The organism is Microbacterium sp. MF43, assembly GCF_012847295.1.
In the GTDB taxonomy this organism is placed as follows: Bacteria; Actinomycetota; Actinomycetes; order Actinomycetales; family Microbacteriaceae; genus Microbacterium.
In genome coordinates this window covers 292,402-310,400 of the sequence record NZ_JABBDY010000004.1, presented here as the reverse complement: position 1 = coordinate 310,400, position 17,999 = coordinate 292,402, and the positions used below count along the sequence as shown (strand labels likewise).

The following is a 17,999-nucleotide window of genomic DNA, read 5'->3' as shown; positions in this document are numbered from 1 at the left end:
GCTCGGGAGGTCGGCGCGATGCCGGCCTCCCTCGGCAGGGCCCGGTGGTCTTCAGATCGCCGGGCCCTTCCCCTGCCGTCAGTCGAGCGTGACGTCCACCTGGATCTCGGCGGCGATGCGCTCGATCTCGGCGGCGACCTGCGCGACGTCGGCGTCGGCGGGAGCGGCAGCGACCACGGTCGCCTCGAACAGGCGACCTCCGGCCATCGCCGCGTCGCGGGTCTCGGTCGTCATCCGCTCGATGCTCACCCCCTGCGCACTGAGCGCCGACGACAGCTCCCGCACGATGCCCGGGTGGTCGTTGCCCAGCACGTGCAGCACGATCTGCTGAGAGGGCGCCGACGACTCGCCGGCCGCGAGGACCGCGACCGTGTGCAGGCCGTCCAGCCCTGCGAGCGCTGCACGCAGAGCGTCCTCCCGCTCGGCAGGCACCGATACCTCGACGATGCCCGCGAAGGCGCCGGCGAGCTCGGCCAGCTGGCTCGTCTCCCAGTTGCCGCCGTGCGACGCGACGACGTCGGCGACCGCCGCGACGATCCCGGAGCGGTCGCTGCCGACCACGGTGAGCACGAGAGTAGTCATGGGCCACAGCGTACCCATCGCCGTCAGCGCGCGGGGCGGAGCTCCTGCGGCGCGGGGAACGGCAGCCGGAACCGGTCGAGGACGGCGCCGACCGCGGACGCGGCCCCGTACTCGTCGCCCACGACGATCACCCCGCGCGGGCTCGCCTCGGCGATCCGCACCGGCCGCTGGGTGCCGTCCGGCAGCGTCAGCACCCAGCGGTCGGCGAGGTAGCCGATCCCGAGCGCCTCCAGCAGCTCCTCGCCCTCGAGCCAATCGACCGGCTCCGGCGTCAACTCGCGCCCGAGGAGGTCGCGCACGCGGAATCCCTCGCCGTCGGAGACCATCCAGCCGAGCACCTCTCCGTCAGGACGTCGGTGTTCGATCCAGTCCGCGGGCAGCACGGCGGCGAGCCTACCAGCGGGGGCGGCCCCGCTGCGGGCGGTGCGCCCGAGGCGCGGCCGAGGCATCCGCTCGACTAGAGCTCGCCGGGAGACATCGCCTGGGCATCGAGCTCCTCGACGAAGCGGCGTGCGCGCGTCGGCTCGATGCCCGCCTTGCGCGGCGCGTAGACGACGAGCGAGTGGAACACGAACCGCACGACGAACGCGACGACGAGCGTGAGGCCGGTCGCGACGACCGCGGAGATGTGCCAGGTCTCGACGAGGAGCGCCATGATCGGGATGCGGATGAGGGCCTCGGCATTGTTGAAGCTGAACGACTTCGCGAAGCGCAGCCACACGCTGCCCGCCGCCTCGCGCATGTCGTGGAAGACGAAGCGCTCCAGCAGCAGGAAGTTGCCGATGATGGTCGTCTCGGCCGCGATGACGGCGGCGAGGATGTAGTCCACGCCGGCAGCGGTGAGCCCCCACACGATCGCGAGGTTCACGATCGCGCCGAGCCCGCCGATCACGGCGAAGAGCGACATCTTGCCGAACCTCAGGGCGGTGAGCTGCGTGAGGAAGTGCAGCCCCTGGCGCAGCGACGCCTTCGATTCGCCGGCGTGACGGCCGGCGAACGCGAACGGGACCTCGGCGACGCGCAGGTTCTTGCGGGCGAGCATCTCGAGCAGGATCTTGAAGCCGCGAGGGCGCAGGGTCGCGGCGTCGACGGCCCGGCGGTCGACGAGGAAGTACCCCGTCATCGGGTCGGTCACCTCGCGCAGCCGCACGGGGAACATCGCACGCGTGAGCGCCGTCGCCGCCTTCGACACGAGCACCCGCGTGCGGTCGGCGAGCCCCGTCGCGGTGCCGCCGCCGGCGTAGCGCGATGCGATGACGACATCCGCATCCCCGCGGCTGAAGCGTTCGAAGAGCACGGGGATGAGCTCGGGCGGATGCTGCAGATCGCCGTCGATCACGAGGCACGCGTCGGACTCGGCGAGCGCCATGCCCTCCACGACCGCACTCCCGAGTCCTCCGGCGCGAGACGACCGGTGCACGAGGCGCACCGGGAGCGAGGCGGATGCCGCGACCTGACGGATCACGTCGGGGGTGTCGTCGGTGCTGTCGTCGACGAAGATCACCTCGGCGTCGATGCTCTCGGTCGCCGCCGAGACACGCCGGATCAGCTCCGCGACGTTGGGAGCCTCGTTGTACGTGGGGACGATGATCGACAGCTGCACTGCATCCCATCGTCGCACGGGAGCGGGAAACCGCGAACCTGAGCTGTGGAGCACCCGGCGCTCGCCCAGGCTGCATCCGCGAGAATGGAGTCATGACCTCCCCCTCGACGATCACCATGTTCGGCGCCGACTGGTGCCGCGACTGTGTCCGCACCAAGCGTCAGCTGGACTCGCTCGGCATCCAGTACACCTACGTGGACCTCGTCGCCGATCCCGCAGCCGCCGACGTCGCGCGCGAAATCTCCGGGCGCACGAACATCCCGGTCGTCGTTTATCCGGATGCCTCGCACCACGTCGAGCCGTCGAACGACGACGTCGAGACCAAGCTCCGCGAGCTCTCGCTCATCTGACCTCTCGGCCGGCCCGCAGCCGGCGGTCCCCGGCTCCGGCGAGTCGAAGAACGCCACGTCGGCGCGCGTTCGTAAACTGACCCTTTTGCCGATCGCCCCTCAGGCGTACACTGCCGACCATAGGGGGCTCTGGGGGCCTCCTTACGGTCAATGACCCGAATCATCGGCCGTACCGCTGAGGGTGGGTGCGCGAGTCCGCTCGTCCCTGCCTCTGCAGAGAGTTGTTGCACATGGCTGCTGGGGAACGCTTCGGCGTGCGCTATGGAGGGGATCCGCGATGGTGACCGCGGACCCCATAGCCTCGTTCGGCTTCGAACAGGTGAGCACTCTCCGCCCCTTGCCCGCGGGAGGGGCGGCGACTGCCCCCACCCACACCGCTCCTTCCGCGCTCGCTCCCCGTACGGCGCCGACGCTCGAGCGTCGGCGCATGTGGGAGAGGCGCTACGTTCGCCGGTTGCGGGCTTCCGACGTCCTCGTGGTCCTGACCGCGACAGCGGCTGCGGGGTGGGCCGATGCGGTCGCTCACCAGGGCACCGTCGAGAGCGCGCCCGAGTTCGTGCGAGCGCCGCTGCTGGCGGCTGCGGTGTGGGTGGCGATGCTCGCGCTGTTCCACACGCGAACGATCGACATCGTCGGATCCGGCTCCGTGGAGTACCTCCGCGTAGCCCACGCGACCGGCCTCGCGTTCGGCATCCTCGCGATGCTCTTCGTCGTGGTCCAGTGGCCGGGGGTCCGCATCCAGCTGATCGTCGCCCTGCCCTTGGGTCTGCTGGGGCTGCTGATCGGGCGCTGGGAGTGGCGTCGGTGGCTGACCCGCCAGCGACGCCGGGGACGGTGCACCTCGCGCGCGATCGTCGCCGGCACCCGAGACGACGCCGGATACGTGATCCGCGGTCTCGAGCGCGCACGAATGCTGGGCTACGACGTCATCGGCGTGGCGACGACCGACACGGCGGCGGCCGGACTCGTGGTCGACGACCATGTGTACCCGCGTACGGGTGCCGCTTCCGACGTCGCCGAGCAGGCACGACTGCTCAGCGTCGACACGATCATCGTCGCGAGCCGGCCGGAGGACGATCCGGACTTCATCCAGCACCTCAGCTGGGAGCTCGAGGGAACCGCCGCAGAGCTCATCCTCTCGAGCCGATTGGCCGATGTGGCAGGCCCCCGGATCTCGCTACACCCGGTCGACGGCCTGCCGCTCATCCACGTCAAGATCCCGGAGTTCGAGGGCGGTCAGCACCTTCTGAAGCGGGCACTCGACATCGTGGTGGCGGGTGTGGCGCTTCTCCCCCTCGCGCTGATCACGCCCGTGATCGCTCTGCTGATCGTCATCGACTCGAACGGGCCGGTGTTCTTCACCCAGACCCGCATCGGCCGCGACGGCCGCGAGTTCCGGATGCTCAAGTTCCGCACGATGCGCCCGAACGCCGAGTCCGAGCTCGCCGCGCTCGCCGCGAAGAACGAGGGCGCGGGGCTTCTCTTCAAGGTCAAGGACGACCCCCGCGTCACGCGCGTCGGGGCGATCCTGCGCCGCTACTCCCTCGACGAGCTGCCGCAGTTCTGGAACGTGCTGCGCGGAGACATGAGCGTCGTCGGCCCGCGTCCTCCGCTGCCCAGCGAAGTGACCGGGTATGACGGCAGAGTCACCCGCCGGCTCTACATCAAGCCCGGCATCACCGGCCTCTGGCAGGTGAGCGGCCGCAGCGACCTCTCGTGGGACGAGAGCGTACGTCTCGATCTCCACTACGTGGAGAACTGGTCCGTCATGACGGACCTCATGATCATGTGGCGCACCGCCAAGGTCATGTTCGAGGCGAAAGGAGCGTACTGACCGGCGCCGAACCCGACGGCGCCGGTCAGTCGTCCTCGCGCGGGACGCAGGGACGGGAAGGAGCACCGAGATGGTGAGCGTGGTCATCGCCGCCCACAACGAGGAAGCAGTCCTCGGCGCGTGCCTCGACTCCCTGCGCAATCAGGTCGCGGTGGGCCCGATCGACATCGTGGTGTCGGCGAACGGATGCACCGACGGCACCGCACGCGTCGCCAGGGAGGGCGGGGCGCGCGTCGTCGAACGTCCCGAACCCGGCAAGGCCGGAGCGCTCAACGCCGGTGACGCGATCGCCCGGGGCTATCCGCGCATCTACCTGGATGCCGACATCGTGCCCTCTCCGGGCGCCGTCGACGCCCTCGTCTCCGAACTGGAGCTCGGCCAGGCCCTTGCGGTCGTCCCTCGCCGGCGCCTCGACACGACGGCCCGCCCCTGGCCTGTGAAAGCGTACTTCGCGGTCAATGAGCGGCTCCCGGCCTTTCGCGACGGGCTCTTCGGCCGGGGCATGATCGCCCTGTCCGCCGAGGGCCGCGCCCGGTTCGCGCAGTTCCCTCCCCTGATCGCCGACGACCTGTTCCTCGACGCGCAGTTCTCGTCCGCAGAGAAGTGCGAAGCATCCGGTGCCATGGTCGTCGTCGAGACGCCGCGCACGACGCGCGACCTCGTGCGCCGCCTGGTGCGCGTGCGCCGAGGCAACGCCGAACTGCGCGATGCGTCGGCGCAGGTCGGCGTGCGCGTGCGGGACGCCGATCGCACCGCCTGGCTGCGAGAGGTCGCCCGCGACCCTCGCCTCCTTCCGGCAGCGGTGCCGTATGTCGTGATCACCGTGGTCGCCGCCGTCCTCGCTCGTCGCGCATCCCGGCCCACCGCGGCGTGGGGACGAGACGAGAGCACGCGCGTGCAGGCCGTTGCACCCGGGGCGGGAACGCGATGAACGTCAACCTGTGCTTCCACGGCATCGGCGTCTGCGAACGCGAGCGCGAGCCCGGCGAGGCGAGGTACTGGGTGGATGCCGATCGGTTCCGTGCCATCGCGGATGAGATCGCCGCCCACCCGGGCGTGCGCCTCAGCTTCGACGACGGGAACTCGACCGACATCGACGTTGCACTGCCCGTGCTCGCCGAGCGAGGGCTCACGGCGACGTTCTTCCCGCTCGCAGGTCGCCTGGGCGAGGGCGGCAGCGTCGCCGCCGGCGACCTGGGCGTCCTGCGAGCGTCAGGGATGGCGATCGGCAGCCACGGATGGGCGCACGTCCCGTGGCGGGGCCTCGACAGCGCGGGCCTCGCGCGCGAACTGACGGACGCTCGCACCCGGCTCGAGACGGCGAGCGGCGCATCCATCTCGGAGGTCGCGCTTCCGCTCGGCCGATATGACCGGCGGCTCCTCCGCCGGCTCAGGGAAGCCGGCTATACGGCGGTGTACACGAGCGACCGCTTCCCTGCGCGCGAGGCGTCCTGGCTTCGCGCCAGGTACAGCGTGACCGCCGAGGACACCGTCGAGTCGGTGCGGTGGATCATCCGGCATCGGCCCGGCATCGGGGAGGCCAGGCACGTACTGGCCAGCGCGGTGAAGCGCCTGCGCTGACTGTTGACGGACGACGACGGACGGGGGAACCGTGGACGAGAAGGATCGGGCCGAAAGCGGGCCCGAGGCTCCGGCCGGCCCGGACGCCGCCCACGCGCCACGCCGCGCGCGCCGCGTGCTCATGATCGGCGTCGCCGCAGCGGCGGTCCTCGTCGCCACGATCGCCGCCGGCGTGCTCGCCGGCGGCGGTGGAGGTCTGTCCGCACAGCAGACGGCGACACCGACCCCGACCGCGCTCCCGACTCCCGGCTCCGATCCGGGAGCAGCGCCGGCGGACGGCAGCGAGGTGCCCGACCCGCTCGACAGCGGCGCGCCCGAGGCATCCGGACCCGGCACCGCGCCCGCACCGGAGACGACCCCGTTCCCGGGCGGCACGCTTCCCGCGTCGGCCTCGGCGAGCGGCGAACTGGTCGACGGCTTCCCCGAACCGCTCATGACCCCGATGTCGGCCTCCGAGGTCCTCAACAGCGAGATCGCCACCGAGGGGGACGTCACACAGGTGACCCTGGTGGCGCGCACCGCCGCCTCCGCCGACAAGATCCGCGAACACTATCGGACGCTGTGGGGCGACTCGGGTCTGCAATCGGTTCGTCCGCAGGACTCCGGCGCCGCATTCGCCGACCCCTCGACCTCGCTCACCCTCGGGTTCGCGCCGGAATCCGGGACGGGGACCGTCTACGTCCTCTTCGGCGTCTTCCGGTCGCAGTGAGCCGAATGTACATCTCGCTCACGAATCCCGCGCGCGGACGCACGACGGGTCCGCGCGCCCCCGGGGTTCGAACCGTGTCATCGACCGTCGTCACCCTGGGCGTCGTGTCGATGCTCACCGATATCTCCTCGGAGTCGGTGGCCGCGGTCATGCCGCTGTACGTCACCGGCTTCCTGGGTCTCTCGACGATCGCATTCGGGTTCCTGGACGGCCTCTACCAAGGCACGAGCGCCCTGGTGCGCATCGCCAGCGGCTACACGGCCGACCGGGTCGGCCGTCCGAAATGGGTCGCCTTCAGCGGTTACGCGCTCGCCGCGGTCGCTCGCGTCGGGCTGCTGTTCGTGTCGGGGTTCGGCGGCCTGCTCGCGGTCATGACGGCAGATCGAATCGGCAAGGGAATCCGCACCGCTCCGCGCGACGCCCTCATCACGGCCCGCTCGCGGCCCGACAACCTCGCCACGTCGTTCTCGGTGCATCGCACGCTCGACAACATCGGCGCGGCGCTCGGACCGCTGATCGCCTTCGCCCTGCTGTGGATCGTCCCGGACGGCTACGAGGTGGTCTTCGCGGTATCCCTCGCGTTCGCCGTCGTGGGCCTGGTGATCCTGGGGCTCGTCGTGCCCAACGTCCGGCTGCGCGCGCGGGCGCGAGACGTCGCGGTCGCGGGGAACGCGGAGGGTCGGACGCGCTTCGCGTGGGGAGTGGTCCTTCGCGGGCCGATGCGCAGGGTGCTGGCCGCGGCGGGCATCCTCGGACTCGTCACGATCGGCGACGGATTCGTCTATCTGCTGCTCCAGTCGCGGGGCGACTTCGCGACCCTGTGGTTCCCGCTCCTCTACGTCGGGACCAACGTGGCCTTCATCGCCTTCGCGATCCCGATGGGCAGGCTCGCCGACCGGATCGGCCGCGCGCGGGTCTTCGTGTTCGGCCACGTCGCCCTGCTCGGCGCGTACGTCGTCGCTGTCCTGCCGATCGTGGATCTGGCCGCGACCGTCGCCTGCCTGCTGCTGCTGGGCACGTTCTACGCCGCGACCGACGGCGTGCTGGCGGCTCTCGCGTCCGAGCTCACCACCCCCGAGACGCGCGCCACGGGAATCGCCGCAGCCCAGACGACGGTCGCCGTCGCGCGCTTCGGTGCGGCCGCGGGATTCGGCGTGCTGTGGTTCGCGGTGGGCCCGGAGGCCGCGACCATCGTCGTGGCCGTGCTGCTGGCGATCGCGATCCCGGGTGCGGCCCTCCTGCTGCGATCGATCCTCCGCGGCGAGCGGCGGTCGGCACCGTGAGCCCCCGCGCGAAGTGGATCGCCGTGGCGATGGTCGCCGCAGTGGCGTTCGGCGCCGCGGGCGCGACAGCGGTCGCGGCCTGGCAGAGCTCCGACCAGCGACGCTCGGGCCCCAGTGCGGTCGACACCGCCGCCGGTGAGTGGGGCTCGGGGCCGCGGATCGTGTTCCGCAACACCGCCGCCGGGGCCGCATACGGGCACGTCGCGAGCGTCGAGCTGGAGGATCCCAGCGGCCCCCGTGCCCTCGCCGACGTCCAGTGCGATCGCGTCGACGCGGTCGACGACTTCTACGCCTGCCTGCGGGCGGACCGGGGCATCGCACCCTCCTACTCCGCCACCGTCTACCGCACCGACGGCGAGGTCCTCGCGCAGTGGCCACTGGCCGGCATCCCGAGCCGCACCCGCATCTCCGACGACGGGACGCTTGTCGCAACCACCGCCTTCGTGGGCGGACACTCTTATGCCGGGGGCAGCTTCTCCACCGAGACGGTCATCCGCGCGGTCGACGGTGCCGTCGTGGGCAACCTGGAGGAGTTCGACCTCATCGTCGACGGTGCCGTCATCGCACCGGCGGACCGCAACTACTGGGGTGTGACGTTCGCGGGCGACGGCACGTTCTATGCGACGGTCCGCACCGGCGACCGCACCTCGCTCGTCAAGGGCGATGCGCAGCGGAGGACGCTGGTCGAGGTGGCCGCCGACGTCGAATGCCCCTCGCTCTCGCCCGACGGCACGCGCATCGCGTTCAAGAGGGCGACGGCCGGATCCGGCGAGACGGTCCATTGGACACCCGCCGTCATGACGCTCGCGTCGGGCGAGGTCGAGCTGCTGCCCGAGAGGCGAAGCGTCGACGACCAGATCGAGTGGCTCGACGACGACACGATCCTGTACGGGATGCCGCACGCCGACGTCGCCGGCGACTCCGACGTGTGGGCCCTGCGCGCGGACGGCACCGCGGAGCCTGTCATGCTCGTGCCTCACGCATGGTCTCCCTCCGTCGTGACGGAGGACTGATGCGTCAGCCCTTGCCTGTCCCTCGCCCGCGGCGGCGCGCGACCGACCACGCGATCCCCGCTCCGATCACGGCGCCGAGCGCGTTCGCGACGACATCGCGGACGCTCGCCTGCCGGGGCGGGACGAGGAACTGCGCGAGCTCGACGACGACGGAGATGGCGATGCACACGACGACTCCCCGCAGGGGCCGGTCCATCAGGATCGCGAGCAGCAGCCCCAAGGGCACGAAGACGACCACGTTCGCGGCGAACTCGATCCATCCCGAGCCGAACCAGGTGAGACCGAATCCGTCGCGGAGCACATCGTCGATCGCGTGGACCGCGTCCGCGTACGAGACCGGCGCGATCAGGAGGATCAGGACGAGCGCCGCGTACACGCCGAGGGCGGCGAGAACGGGCCGTCGGTCGCGCGCGGGCGTCATCGCACCCCCGTTGCGGACGGGGGCCGTCGGCATCGGATCCGGGCGTTCTCAGGGGAGGGCCGCATGACCGGTCCTCGCATCGCGATCTGCGTCGTGACGTACGAGAGCGCACCACTCATCGCGGATCTGGTGGCGTCCCTCCCCGCGGGAGCGGCGGGCACGGACTGGGTCCTGGTCGTGGCCGACAACGCCTCGACCGACGGCACCGTGGCCGAGGTGCGCCGCCGCGCACACGATGCGGTCATCGTCGAGGTCGGCGCGAACCGCGGCTACGCCGCCGGCGTGAATGCCGCCGTCGCCGCCGCGGGAGACCGCGACGCGTATCTGGTGCTCAATGCCGACGTGCGCCTCGCGCCGGGCTGCGTCCGTGCCCTCTACGGCGCATTGACGCCGGCGGTGGGCGTGGTGGTTCCGCGCCTCATCGACGCCCGAGGTGAGGTGATCTGGTCGATGCGGCGCGAACCGACGCTGCTGCGCGCGTGGGGGGACGCCCTGCTCGGCGCCGAGCGGGCCGGGCGGCATCCCCTCCTCGGCGAGGTCGTGACGCGGCCCGAGCTCTACGAAGCGGCGCGCGACACGGATTGGGCGGAGGGATCCACGCAGCTCATCAGCGCGGCATGCCTCAGCGCGTGCGGACCCTGGGACGAGTCCTTCTTCCTCTACTCCGAGGAGACCGAGTTCGAACTGCGCGCCCGCGACCGCGGCTTCGCGACGCGATTCGAGCCCGGCGCGGGGGCGCGCCACCTCGAAGGCGGCTCGTCGACGTCGCCGGGCCAATGGTCGCTGCTCGTCGCCAATCGGGTGCAGCTCTACGCGCGACGTCACGGCGTCCTGGCCACCGGTCTCTTCTGGTTCGCCACGGCAGCCCGTGAGGCCAGCCGGGCGCTGCTCGGTCGAGCGACGAGCCGAGCCGCGATCCGCGACCTGGTGAGCGTGCGGCGGATGCGCACCGCCAAGAGTCCTGACTGGCTCGCCGGTGTGCGGGTGTGACACGGCTCACTCGTCTTCGGGCGCGGAGCGGATGACCGGCTGAAGTGCACGGATCGCCGCGTCCGCGGCTCCGACGGTCCGGATGCTGCCGCACATCCCCGCGAGGAGGAACAGCACGCCCGCGCTGATCGGGAAGGACAGCCCGTCGAAGAACGCGAACATGACGCCGATCACGATCATCGACACGGCGAGGGCGTAGCCGAGGAGCCGCACGTCGCGCTCCGTCGATGCCGCCCGCGCGCGCGCTGCGCTCCAGACCGCGGCCGCGAGGAAGCCGGCGAAGGCGATGATGCCGAGCAGTCCGAGCTCGACCGCCATCAGCACCCACTGGTTGTCGAAGATGTAGTACCTCGGCAGGAAGATGCCGAAGCCCGACCCGACGACCGGAGAGCTCGCGATGAACTCGGGCGCGCGGTCGAGTCCGTTCACGCGCGACAGGGTGCTGGGGTCGTCTCCGGCGCCGGTGAACAGCCCCAGTGTCGTCGAGAGGAGCCCGGGGATGGCGACGACGACCACGGCCGCGAGGCCGAGACCGCCCGCGAGAACGCCGAAGCGGAACCGACGCGGAAGTGCGGGGATCATTCCGATGGCCCCGATCGCGAAGCCGATGACGGCCGAGCGCGACACGCCGACCAAGGACGACACCGCGATGAGGGCCACCGGAAGCCACCACACCAGAGTGGCCGGGCCGTGCCGCCACCGGAATCCGCGCGAGGCGCCTGCGGCGATCGCCAGGGGGAGGACCGCGGTGATCGTCGAAGCGTATTCGAGAGGATGGATGGCGGTGCCTGCCGACCGCACGACCCCGCCGCGTTCCGCCACGCCCGCCCCTGGGCCGGACAGCCCGGGGAGGCTGCTCCAGAAGTCGATGATGGCCTGACCGGTCAGGAACTGGGCGATGCCGAGCGCGGCAAGGAGGCTCGCGCCGATCACCACCGCGCGGACCATCCGCGCGAGGTCGTTCATCGTCCGCAGTCCGTCGATCGCCACGAGGAACACGCCTGCCCAGGATGCGAGTCGGAGGAGCGCCGTGAACGCGGGACTGACCTGATCGCTCGGCTGGCCGCGCAGGAGGGCGACAGCGAAGCTCACGAGCGCGACGACCACGAGTGCGCCGAAGGCGAAGCGGACAGGCTGAGACACGCCGCGCACATCGAACGACCTGGCCTGAAGCCTCGAGACGGCCCAGAAGACCATCAGCACCAGCCCCCACAGCAGCGACGGGCGACCCAGCGAGCCGAGCGCGGCGATCGTCGTGTTCGACGGCACGGCCAGCAGCAGCACGAGGTAGACGGTGAGCAGCGTCACGGGGTCGATCCGGCGGCGGACGGGCACCACCGGGTGCCGGCTCGCGGGGACCGGGGCCGGGGCCAGGGGTGCGTCGGTACCGCTCATCTCGACGGCGTGGCCTCGGTGCGCTCCAGACCGCTGCCGGAGGAATCCTCCGCAGCGACGCCCCCCTCCGCCTCGGCGAGCGGCTCGGCGGCCTCCGACGCGCGGGCGAGGTCGGAGTCCGGGTGCAGGACGAACGGGCGCCCCTGCTTGCGGCTCGGCTCAGGCGCCCAGCCCGGCGCATCGGTGCCCCCACCGTCCGGCTCCCGCACGGGGCCGCCCTCCGCCACCGTGTCGGGGCGGCTGCTCGCTTCGTCTTCGGCGGCCGCCGAAGACGTGCCCCTCCGCCGACGCTGCAACGCGAGCCCATCGACGAGGCTCGCGAGGAGGACCACCAGCACGGCGACGCCGATCCCGGCGAGCGCCACCGCGAGATAGCGGTCGCGCTGCTGCGGCACGCTGGTCGCGTCGACGGTGACGGGGATGACGGTCATCTGGTTCGCGGCGGTGATCCCCTCCTCCGTCTGGAGCTCCTCGAGCACGTCCGACGTCCGCGTCACCAGAGTGTCGATCACGGCCGCCGCACCGTCGTCGGTCGGAGCGGTCACCGTGATGAGGATGACCGGCCCGGCCGTCGACCCGTCCCGTGTCACCTCGATCTCGACCCCGGGGTACTGCTCCTCGATCTCGTTCAGAACGTTCTCGGAGCCCACGGCACGGACGAGGACATCGGCGGCGTTGGTGAGTCCGCCGAGGAAGAGGAACGGGTTCCCGTCTTCGGGCACCGATCGCGCTCCCGGCAGAAGCAGCTGGGTCGCGGTGCGCTCGTACCCGGGCTCGACCACGAACCAGGCGGCGATCGCCGTCGCCACGGCCACGATGAGCCCAGGGATGACGATGTACCAGCGACGCCGGAGTCCGCGCGTCACTTCAGCGATATTCACGGTCGCACCTCCTTTGCGGGCAGGGGACGGGCGCGCGCGGGCACGCGGCCCCGCGTCACTCGGGCGGCGCTCGATCGCGGCAGCGCCGAGGCCGACTCCCACCGTGCCGCCACCCACCCCGCGACGAGGAGTGCAGCGGCGACCAGCGCCGCGAATGCTGCGAGGGTTCCGACCCTGCCCGCCACGATGCGCTCAATCGCCAGGGTGAGCGGCACGACCGAGATCTCGATCCTCTGATCCGTCGGCACGGCGAGTTCGTCCTGCCGCTCCTCGGCCAGGCGCAGCACCTTGGCGACGAGGTCGGCCTGCGTCTCCTCGACCCATTCCCGGGACCGCCCGACGACCTGGATCTCGACCTCGGCCACCGAGAAGTCGGTCGCCCATTGGTTGCCCGAATACGGCAGGCTCACAAGGACGCCCTCGCGCACGCCGGCACCGTAGAAGGGGGCGGCGTCCTCCGAATAGGTGGCCGCCGGTCGGCCGTTGTTGATCTCCTGCGCCACCGCGCCGGCGAACGCGATGAGGCTCTCATCCGTCGTGCCGTTGCTCGCCGAGAGGCTCGTGCTCGTCGGGAACATGAACGATACGACCGTCCGCGTCGAATAGACCCCACCGTCGCGCAGAAGGAGCATGCCGAGAAGGAGCGCCATGGCGAGCAGCGCGAGGACGACGTACCAACGTCGCGCCATCGCGATCAGGATCTCGCGGACGGTCATGAACACAGCCTCCCCCAGTGCAGGCTGACTACAGAGTAGGGCAGGAATCGGCCGAGGGCTACGTCTGGTCGCCGAGATCTGCCGTACGATTCGGCCCATGAACGCCACCGACGTCGTGCTCCGCCCGATCGGAGCGGACGACGCCGCTGCCGTCTGCGCGTTCCTCCACGCCCAACTGAACCGCCGGATTCCCGTGCACCGATGGTCCGCGCTGTTCGCGCCGCCCTGGTCGACCGATGCGGCGAACCACGGATTCCTGATCGAGGCATCCGGCCGGATCGTCGGCGCGTATGTGGCCGTCTACGCCGATCGCGTCCTGGCGGGCGCCGCGGCGAGGGTCTGCAACCTCGCCGCCTTCTGCGTCCTCGAGGAGTATCGCCCGCACAGCTTGCGCCTTGTGCGTGCGGTGCTGGGGCAGCCCGGGCTCGTCTTCACCGACCTGTCTCCCAGTGGGAATGTGATCGCCCTCAACGAGAGACTCGGTTTCGATCATCTCGACACCGCCACGTCGCTCGCGCTCAACCTTCCGCGGGTGGCACCGCGAGGCATCCGGATCTCGAGCGATCCCATGGTCGCGGAGGCGACCGTCACCGGAGAGGACGTCCGGCTGCTGAGAGACCACCGCGGGGCCCGCGCCGTCCGCCATCTGACGATCCGATCGGGTGAGAGCTCGGCATACCTCATGGTGCGCAAGGTGCGGCGCAAGGGCCTCCCGGTGTTCGCGACGGTGCTCCACGCGGGGGGCGACCGGGCTCTGCTCGTCCGCGCATGGCGGGCCGTCGGCGCCCACCTGCTGGTGCATCACGGCGCCGTCGCGACGCTGGTCGAGCGCCGCGTGCTGCCGGAGGTCTTCGGGCGCGGGCGGGTGCTCGCCCGCCCGCGCCCGAAGATGTTCCGTGCGAAGGACGTTCCCGCCGCCGAGATCGACGATCTCTACAGCGAACTCGTCCTGCTGGAGTGGTGACTCCCGGACGTCAGTTCGCCGGTGCGACCAGCGTCCCGTCGGACCACTTGTTGTTGCTCCACACGTTGCCCGGCGCGTTGACGTCGAACGAGGTGATCGCGCCCCAGTAGCCGCACTTGCCGCCGGCACCTCGCGTGAACACGTTGTTCGTGAACCTGATGTCGTTCACCCCCGCCGAATACGGCTTGCCCGCCGTCGATCCGCCATAGGCGCAGAACCCGCCGGTGGTCGGAAGGAACAGGTTGCCGTCGATCACGTTGTCCTGGACGACGGCGAAGTCGCCGTAGCCGGTGAGCGCTGCCGAGCAGCCCGCGTCCGGCGGAACATCGGGGGCGTCGCAGGCGATCGTGTTCCCGCGGATGGTGCTGCCCGAGCCGACACGGATGCCCGATTCGTGCGCGGTGCCGCTCTCGTCGCGGAACTGGCCGTGGACGTACGAGGACTGGACCGTGCAGTTCAGGAAGCAGTTGATCGAGCGGTTCCCGCCGGTCACGTGGACGCGTGTGGCCGTGAAGTTGGCGTCTCCGATACCGGTGCCCATGCGGTCCCCGATGTCGACATTGCTGTCGGCGATCGAGAACGACCCCGACCCGTCGGTGCCCGTGTAGACGGTGCCGTTGATCTTCGAGCGGGTGATCTTCACGCCGGCGGCGCGGATCGACAGGGAGCAGTTGACGATCTTGGCGTCGATGACGGTACCCGCGGTCGTGATCGTGCACGGTCCGGTGTACGCCGACAGAGAGGTTCCGGCCGGGACGCCCGTGTTGGACGCCGACGGGAATCCGGTGGACGGCGCCGGTGCCGGGGCAGGTGCCGGCGCCGGAGGAGTCGGCGTCGGGGTCGGCGTCGGGGTCGGCGTGGGCGTGGGGGTCGGCGTTGGCGTCGGTGCCGGTGCCGGTGGAGTCGTCGGGGCCGGCGCAGGAGCAGGCGCCGCCGCCACCCTGGTCGGCGTGAACAGGACATCCACGAGGTACTGGCTGCTCTTGTACGTAGAGGTCGGGAAGGCGACCTTGCCGCCGTAGCGGAAGACGCCCGAACTCGCCTCCAGCTTCAGGGCGCTCGACAGGGACCTCGCGCTGAAGTACCGCTTCACCGCGTACTGACCGCGCGGAGCGTGATAGGACACGACGTAGCGCTTCCCCGCCTGCAGAGTCACCGGCTTGGCGAAGCGCGCGGTCTGCCAGCCCGTCGCCGACTCGCGCGTGAAGGTGACCGACGCCAGCTTCGTCCCCCGCTCGGTCCACAGCGTGCCGACGTGCGTACCGGTGTTGTTGCGGGTCTTGTAGAAGCTCACGCCCGAGGCGACGCCCGAGGTCACGACGGTGAACTTGGTGCCGACCTCGACCGACGCGCGGTCGGAGTGAGAGGTCAGGCCGGTGGGGGTGCGTCCGCCGAAGAGTGAGCCGGGAACGACGGCGGCACCGGCGGACGGCGAGAACACCGCGAGGCTGACGATCAGTGCGGCGACGACCGCGGCGACGAGCAGTGCGATCGGCCGCTGCTTCCGTCGCGGGAGGGCCGCGTGCCGAGGGTGAGCGAGGGTCTGAACCGAATGCATAGAGCGATACCTGACGTTTTCTTGCGTGGACCAGCCCTATTAGAGCCCACGTCAGGGGCGCCCTCAAAGCTGACGGCGATGAGCATACTCTCATCGCCTCATCTTCCTCTCCTCTTCGGGGCGGGCCAGCGCGCCGTCTGGCGCATCGGATCCGGCGGCCACGAGCAGGTTCGTCGCGAAGGCGACGGAGCTCGGACGAGGCTCGATCCGTCGCGCGAGAACGTCTGCGATCCAGTCGGCGCGCACGAAGGGTCCACGCGCGAGCGGAGCGACGACTTCAGGATGCGCGCGCCAATACGCGACCACCAGTCCGGCGAGCGTGTCTCCGCCGGCAGGCGCGCGATTCCCCCGGTTCAGCCGCTGGAGCGCCTTGCGCGCCAGCCGGCCCGCCCGGCCGGCCGCGTCCGACACGGCGGTCCTCGCCGTCGGATGGGCGTACGCCTGCGGTGCCAGTCGTCCTTCGAGGGGCAGTCGTCCGAGCTCGGGGTCGAGTGCCATCTGAAGCTGCCCGAGGAATCGCGAGCCGGCCTTATCGTGCGGCGCGAGCCGCGTCGCGATATCGAGGAACCGGGCATCCAGCATCGGATTGATGAGAATGCGCTCATAGTCGGCCGCGGTGTCGGTCGCACCGGCCCACCGCTGCATCCGGTGCCTGAGATACAGGGCGTCCGTCGCGCGATACCACTCCGCGCCTCCCCCGCGAAGCGCGCGGTCCACCTCGTCGACCGCGGTCTCGCGCGCCCAGGCGGCGAACTCCTCGTCGAGCATGCCGTGTTCCACCGACTCGTTCGCGAACATCCGCCACGCGGCGAGCCGCTCGGAATCCCGACGCGTATAGGTCCGGTCGCGGACGACGCCGACGTAATAGAAGCCGCGTGCGACCTCGCCGCCCAGACCCGAGATGCGCACGGGCGCGTCCGTTCCCCGCTCCGTCAGCGCGAGCGCAGCGAACGCGATCGGATCGGCCATCCCGTCGAGAGCTCTCGCCGCTTCGCAGACCTCATCCCAGGCATCCGCCGGATCGACTCCGTCCAGTCCGTCGAGTTCTCGCACCTGATGCTCCAAGCCGAACCTGGCGGCGAGCTGCGATGCCATCGCGACGTCGCCGCTGCCGGGAACGGCGAGCGTGAGCGCGCGAAGTCCGCGGCGCCGAGCGGGATGGACCGCGCTGAGCAGCAGCCGGGAGTCCTGGCCGCCCGTCAGTTGCAGGACAGCGTCCGGATGGTCGTCCAAGAGCGCTTCGAGCGACGTGCGCAGCAGCTCGACGGCCTCGGAGACGGCGTCGGCCAGCCCGATCTCAGCCGGCTCCTCGAACTCCGCGCCTGTGACGCGGACACCGTCGGCCCCAAGCGTCGCGACGTGCCCGGGCGAGAGCTTGCTGATCCCCGCCGACAGTGTCCGCTGACCGAGCTGCCAGCCGAGCAGCGACTGGACCGCGACGGCCACATCGTCGGGTCCGGCGCCGATCGCCCGTCCGGCCACGAGCGCCGACGTCGACATCACCGCCGGTCCCCCGCCGGGAGCGCTGTGGAACAGCGGCCGGAAGCCCATCGAGTCCGCGGCCATCGTGACGCCCCGCACGCTCGCCTCCGCGGCTGCGAAGGGCGGCAGCATTGCGCCGATCATCGCCGGGTCGCCCGCCATCCCCTCCCGGATCCGCCGCCGGGAGACGGCCCCGTGTGCGACGCGGGAGATGGGCGACAGGACGAGCAGCTCGGCGTCGGCCCGGCCGTCGAGGCCCCAGTGGGTGAGATCGACCGGACCGACGCGTCTTCCCGTGCCCGAGTCAGGGTCCGGCCGCTGGACCGTTCCCTGGGCCGCGAGGAAGCCGGGGAGTGCACCGCGCCCGATCATGTCGCAGCCCGGGTGAGCTTCCCGTCGACGAAGTCGGTGAGAGTGCCGACGGTCGCGAACAGCTCCGCGCCGAACTCGTCGTCCTCGATGCGGATGCCGAACCGCTCCTCGATCGCCGCGACGACGGCGAGCACACCGAACGAGTCGAGCTCGGGGAGCTCGCCGAACAGCGGCGTGTCCCGGTCGAGGTCCTCCGGATTCCGCGAGAGCTCCAGGCTCTCGACGAGCACCCTCCGTACCGCTTCTTCACTGTCGACCATGTCGT

Annotated in this window: 19 protein-coding genes; 9 read left to right on the top strand and 10 right to left on the bottom strand. The window is 71.0% G+C overall.

All coding sequences use genetic code 11. The features are described from left to right. Positions 1 to 78: 78 nt before the first annotated feature. From HF323_RS13370 to HF323_RS13360, 3 genes are all read right to left on the bottom strand, one after another. Positions 79 to 582, bottom strand: coding sequence for an ACT domain-containing protein (locus tag HF323_RS13370; protein ID WP_169583107.1), 504 nt, complete (start codon positions 580 to 582; stop codon positions 79 to 81). A 23-nt stretch (positions 583 to 605) separates the two neighbouring features. After that, positions 606 to 965 (bottom strand): hypothetical protein, encoded by a 360-nt coding sequence (locus HF323_RS13365; protein ID WP_169583324.1) that lies wholly within the window; start codon positions 963 to 965, stop codon positions 606 to 608. 74 nt (positions 966 to 1,039) lie between these two features. Next, positions 1,040 to 2,185 carry a glycosyltransferase family 2 protein gene (locus tag HF323_RS13360; RefSeq protein WP_169583105.1) on the bottom strand — a complete coding sequence of 382 codons (1,146 nt, stop codon included), beginning with the start codon at positions 2,183 to 2,185 and terminating at the stop codon, positions 1,040 to 1,042. A 92-nt stretch (positions 2,186 to 2,277) separates the two neighbouring features. Between HF323_RS13360 and HF323_RS13355 the strand changes: the two genes are divergently transcribed. The 7 genes from HF323_RS13355 to HF323_RS13325 all read left to right on the top strand — a co-directional run bounded on the left by HF323_RS13355 (position 2,278) and on the right by HF323_RS13325 (position 8,955). Next, positions 2,278 to 2,535, top strand: a complete 258-nt coding sequence (locus HF323_RS13355) for a glutaredoxin domain-containing protein (RefSeq protein WP_169583103.1) — start codon at positions 2,278 to 2,280, stop codon at positions 2,533 to 2,535. Positions 2,536 to 2,962: 427 nt separating this feature from the next. Beyond that, positions 2,963 to 4,369: a sugar transferase gene (locus HF323_RS13350; RefSeq protein ID WP_223169397.1), complete on the top strand. Its 1,407-nt coding sequence runs from the start codon at positions 2,963 to 2,965 to the stop codon at positions 4,367 to 4,369. A gap of 70 nt (positions 4,370 to 4,439) precedes the next feature. Beyond that, complete coding sequence (locus tag HF323_RS13345; protein WP_169583099.1) at positions 4,440 to 5,300, top strand: glycosyltransferase; 861 nt, start codon at positions 4,440 to 4,442, stop codon at positions 5,298 to 5,300. Continuing rightward, a complete protein-coding gene (locus HF323_RS13340) occupies positions 5,297 to 5,950 on the top strand; it encodes a polysaccharide deacetylase family protein (RefSeq protein ID WP_211160580.1) in 654 nt (217 codons plus the stop codon). The genes HF323_RS13345 and HF323_RS13340 overlap by 4 nt, the downstream gene beginning before the upstream one ends. 31 nt (positions 5,951 to 5,981) lie before the next feature. Continuing rightward, positions 5,982 to 6,659 (top strand): hypothetical protein, encoded by a 678-nt coding sequence (locus tag HF323_RS13335; protein ID WP_169583095.1) that lies wholly within the window; start codon positions 5,982 to 5,984, stop codon positions 6,657 to 6,659. A gap of 5 nt (positions 6,660 to 6,664) precedes the next feature. Next, positions 6,665 to 7,942 carry an MFS transporter gene (locus HF323_RS13330; protein WP_169583093.1) on the top strand — a complete coding sequence of 426 codons (1,278 nt, stop codon included), beginning with the start codon at positions 6,665 to 6,667 and terminating at the stop codon, positions 7,940 to 7,942. Beyond that, the gene (locus HF323_RS13325; RefSeq protein WP_317451070.1) at positions 7,939 to 8,955 is read left to right on the top strand and encodes a hypothetical protein; all 1,017 of its coding nucleotides are present in this window, start codon (positions 7,939 to 7,941) and stop codon (positions 8,953 to 8,955) included. The genes HF323_RS13330 and HF323_RS13325 overlap by 4 nt, the downstream gene beginning before the upstream one ends. 4 nt (positions 8,956 to 8,959) lie before the next feature. Here the strand turns inward: HF323_RS13325 and HF323_RS13320 are convergent, their stop codons facing one another. Further along, on the bottom strand, positions 8,960 to 9,376 hold the full coding sequence (locus tag HF323_RS13320) for a VanZ family protein (protein WP_169583091.1): 417 nt from the start codon (positions 9,374 to 9,376) through the stop codon (positions 8,960 to 8,962). A gap of 63 nt (positions 9,377 to 9,439) precedes the next feature. Between HF323_RS13320 and HF323_RS13315 the strand changes: the two genes are divergently transcribed. Further along, positions 9,440 to 10,366, top strand: a complete 927-nt coding sequence (locus HF323_RS13315; RefSeq protein WP_169583089.1) for a glycosyltransferase family 2 protein — start codon at positions 9,440 to 9,442, stop codon at positions 10,364 to 10,366. Positions 10,367 to 10,372: 6 nt separating this feature from the next. On the opposite strand, the gene HF323_RS13310 is transcribed toward HF323_RS13315, so the two are convergent. The 3 genes from HF323_RS13310 to HF323_RS13300 are packed head-to-tail and all read right to left on the bottom strand — an operon-like array spanning position 10,373 to position 13,358. After that, positions 10,373 to 11,761 carry an O-antigen ligase family protein gene (locus HF323_RS13310; RefSeq protein ID WP_169583082.1) on the bottom strand — a complete coding sequence of 463 codons (1,389 nt, stop codon included), beginning with the start codon at positions 11,759 to 11,761 and terminating at the stop codon, positions 10,373 to 10,375. Beyond that, a complete protein-coding gene (locus HF323_RS13305) occupies positions 11,758 to 12,642 on the bottom strand; it encodes a hypothetical protein (RefSeq protein ID WP_169583081.1) in 885 nt (294 codons plus the stop codon). Before HF323_RS13305 ends, HF323_RS13310 begins: the two co-directional genes overlap by 4 nt. Beyond that, positions 12,639 to 13,358, bottom strand: a complete 720-nt coding sequence (locus HF323_RS13300) for a hypothetical protein (protein ID WP_169583080.1) — start codon at positions 13,356 to 13,358, stop codon at positions 12,639 to 12,641. The genes HF323_RS13305 and HF323_RS13300 overlap by 4 nt, the downstream gene beginning before the upstream one ends. 97 nt (positions 13,359 to 13,455) lie before the next feature. On the opposite strand from HF323_RS13300, the gene HF323_RS13295 reads away from it, so the two are divergent. Continuing rightward, positions 13,456 to 14,322 (top strand): hypothetical protein, encoded by an 867-nt coding sequence (locus tag HF323_RS13295; protein ID WP_169583079.1) that lies wholly within the window; start codon positions 13,456 to 13,458, stop codon positions 14,320 to 14,322. Positions 14,323 to 14,332: 10 nt separating this feature from the next. On the opposite strand, the gene HF323_RS13290 is transcribed toward HF323_RS13295, so the two are convergent. From HF323_RS13290 to HF323_RS13280, 3 genes are all read right to left on the bottom strand, one after another. Further along, on the bottom strand, positions 14,333 to 15,880 hold the full coding sequence (locus HF323_RS13290) for a DUF4082 domain-containing protein (RefSeq protein WP_169583078.1): 1,548 nt from the start codon (positions 15,878 to 15,880) through the stop codon (positions 14,333 to 14,335). A 90-nt stretch (positions 15,881 to 15,970) separates the two neighbouring features. Beyond that, positions 15,971 to 17,734 carry an asparagine synthase-related protein gene (locus HF323_RS13285; RefSeq protein WP_169583077.1) on the bottom strand — a complete coding sequence of 588 codons (1,764 nt, stop codon included), beginning with the start codon at positions 17,732 to 17,734 and terminating at the stop codon, positions 15,971 to 15,973. Beyond that, positions 17,731 to 17,994: a phosphopantetheine-binding protein gene (locus HF323_RS13280; protein ID WP_169583076.1), complete on the bottom strand. Its 264-nt coding sequence runs from the start codon at positions 17,992 to 17,994 to the stop codon at positions 17,731 to 17,733. The genes HF323_RS13285 and HF323_RS13280 overlap by 4 nt, the downstream gene beginning before the upstream one ends. Positions 17,995 to 17,999 lie beyond the last annotated feature (5 nt).

Coding starts and splice junctions, on each gene's coding strand:
- HF323_RS13370 (WP_169583107.1), bottom strand. CDS start 582: ATGACTACTCTCGTGCTCACCGTGGTCGGCAGCGACCGCTCCGGGATC.
- HF323_RS13355 (WP_169583103.1), top strand. CDS start 2,278: ATGACCTCCCCCTCGACGATCACCATGTTCGGCGCCGACTGGTGCCGC.
- HF323_RS13350 (WP_223169397.1), top strand. CDS start 2,963: ATGTGGGAGAGGCGCTACGTTCGCCGGTTGCGGGCTTCCGACGTCCTC.
- HF323_RS13345 (WP_169583099.1), top strand. CDS start 4,440: ATGGTGAGCGTGGTCATCGCCGCCCACAACGAGGAAGCAGTCCTCGGC.
- HF323_RS13340 (WP_211160580.1), top strand. CDS start 5,297: ATGAACGTCAACCTGTGCTTCCACGGCATCGGCGTCTGCGAACGCGAG.
- HF323_RS13330 (WP_169583093.1), top strand. CDS start 6,665: ATGTACATCTCGCTCACGAATCCCGCGCGCGGACGCACGACGGGTCCG.
- HF323_RS13320 (WP_169583091.1), bottom strand. CDS start 9,376: ATGACGCCCGCGCGCGACCGACGGCCCGTTCTCGCCGCCCTCGGCGTG.
- HF323_RS13315 (WP_169583089.1), top strand. CDS start 9,440: ATGACCGGTCCTCGCATCGCGATCTGCGTCGTGACGTACGAGAGCGCA.
- HF323_RS13310 (WP_169583082.1), bottom strand. CDS start 11,761: ATGAGCGGTACCGACGCACCCCTGGCCCCGGCCCCGGTCCCCGCGAGC.
- HF323_RS13300 (WP_169583080.1), bottom strand. CDS start 13,358: ATGACCGTCCGCGAGATCCTGATCGCGATGGCGCGACGTTGGTACGTC.
- HF323_RS13295 (WP_169583079.1), top strand. CDS start 13,456: ATGAACGCCACCGACGTCGTGCTCCGCCCGATCGGAGCGGACGACGCC.
- HF323_RS13290 (WP_169583078.1), bottom strand. CDS start 15,880: ATGCATTCGGTTCAGACCCTCGCTCACCCTCGGCACGCGGCCCTCCCG.
- HF323_RS13285 (WP_169583077.1), bottom strand. CDS start 17,734: ATGATCGGGCGCGGTGCACTCCCCGGCTTCCTCGCGGCCCAGGGAACG.
- HF323_RS13280 (WP_169583076.1), bottom strand. CDS start 17,994: ATGGTCGACAGTGAAGAAGCGGTACGGAGGGTGCTCGTCGAGAGCCTG.